This is a genomic window from Candidatus Similichlamydia epinepheli (assembly GCF_003056015.1).
Genome location: NZ_PPEU01000149.1, coordinates 1 through 1,185, shown reverse-complemented (window position 1 = coordinate 1,185; position 1,185 = coordinate 1). Strand labels below are relative to the sequence as shown.

The window sequence follows — 1,185 nt, the reverse complement described above, 5'->3', positions numbered from 1 at the left end:
TTATGTAGAACTGCTTTAAAACTCGGAAAATACATTGATGTTCAGGGAAGAAGAGGTCTATTTCCTCCAGTTCTGAAGCGACTGATTGAAGAATATTGCTATTTGAGAGCGAACAGCCGAGGATGACTTTTTCAGCATCTCGTGAATGAAGAGCTTTTTTTGGAAAGTTCGATGGAGTATCCATTTTGAATTGTCTTATGTAAAGGATAGGCGAAGGTACACGAAAAATGGTTTTCCTGGCACACTCAAGCGGCTTTGGAAAGATGGCTGAGTGGTCGAAAGCACATCCCTGCTAAGGATGCGTATCCGTTAGGGTACCGTGGGTTCGAATCCCACTCTTTCCGTTTTTCGCGATTCCAGATTCTCAGTTTTAGGTAATGCTTTTCATTACCAAAAAAATAAATATCAATCCTGAATGGCATTAGTAGTACATTTGATCACGCGCATCTTTGCAGACCTGCTTCTTGGGTTGTGCTTCTTTTCTTGCTGCGAAGCCGTGAGTGGCTTCTTAGTTAGTATGGTTGCTAGTTGCTTCTGCTTCAAATTACGAAAGGAATTCTTAACAACTCGGTCTTCTAGACTGTGAAATGATATGACGGCTGCCGTTCCGTTTTCTTTTAATAGTTGAGGAAGAAGTTCCAAAATTTTTTCTAATTGTTTTAATTCTTGGTTTACCTCCATGCGCAGAGCCTGAAATAGGAGTGTAGCTGGATGAAAGCTTCGATTTTTTTTTAGAACTGGCGACACAAGTTGGAGAAGATCTTCAACCGTTTTAATAGATTTCCGATTCCGATATGAACATATCAGTTTGGCAATTTGCCTGGACCTTGGAAGCTCCCCTTTGAAAAAGAGATCACTTAATTCTTTTTCTGAGTAGGAGTGCAAGATGTAAAAAGCGTCTCTGGAATCTTCTGGGTTCATACGCATGTCAAGAAGGGCGTCCCCAAAACGAAACGAAAACCCCCGATCAGGGTCGTCTAGCTGGAAGGAGCTTACACCAAGATCCATAAGCAAAAAATCGAACGTTTTTGCGTCTTTCACAGCCGTTTCTGCGAATGATGCAAAATCGGAAGTAAACCAGGAACTAAAACAATTAGAAAAAATTTTGGAACTTCTTCCGCAATTATTAAACGAAAACGGAACAGCCGCCGTCATATCATTTCACAGTCTAGAAGACCGAGTTAA

Annotated in this window: 2 protein-coding genes, 1 tRNA gene and 1 pseudogene; 2 read left to right on the top strand and 2 right to left on the bottom strand. The window is 41.0% G+C overall.

The annotated features are described in order from the left end of the window. Window positions 1-184 (bottom strand): DnaB-like helicase N-terminal domain-containing protein (locus GCCT14_RS05705; protein WP_420885388.1); only part of this gene is annotated, 184 nt, incomplete at its 3' end. A 73-nt stretch (window positions 185-257) separates the two neighbouring features. On the opposite strand from GCCT14_RS05705, the gene GCCT14_RS05050 reads away from it, so the two are divergent. Further along, window positions 258-344 (top strand) — tRNA-Ser (locus GCCT14_RS05050). Between the two features lie 61 nt (window positions 345-405). Here GCCT14_RS05050 and rsmH read toward each other — a convergent pair. Beyond that, window positions 406-1,104, bottom strand: coding sequence for a 16S rRNA (cytosine(1402)-N(4))-methyltransferase RsmH (gene rsmH, locus GCCT14_RS05045; protein ID WP_420885389.1), 699 nt, complete (start codon window positions 1,102-1,104; stop codon window positions 406-408). Here rsmH and mraW point away from each other — a divergent pair. Then, window positions 1,076-1,185, top strand: a pseudogene (gene mraW / locus GCCT14_RS05700) (16S rRNA (cytosine(1402)-N(4))-methyltransferase); the annotation flags it as partial. The gene rsmH and the pseudogene mraW overlap by 29 nt on opposite strands.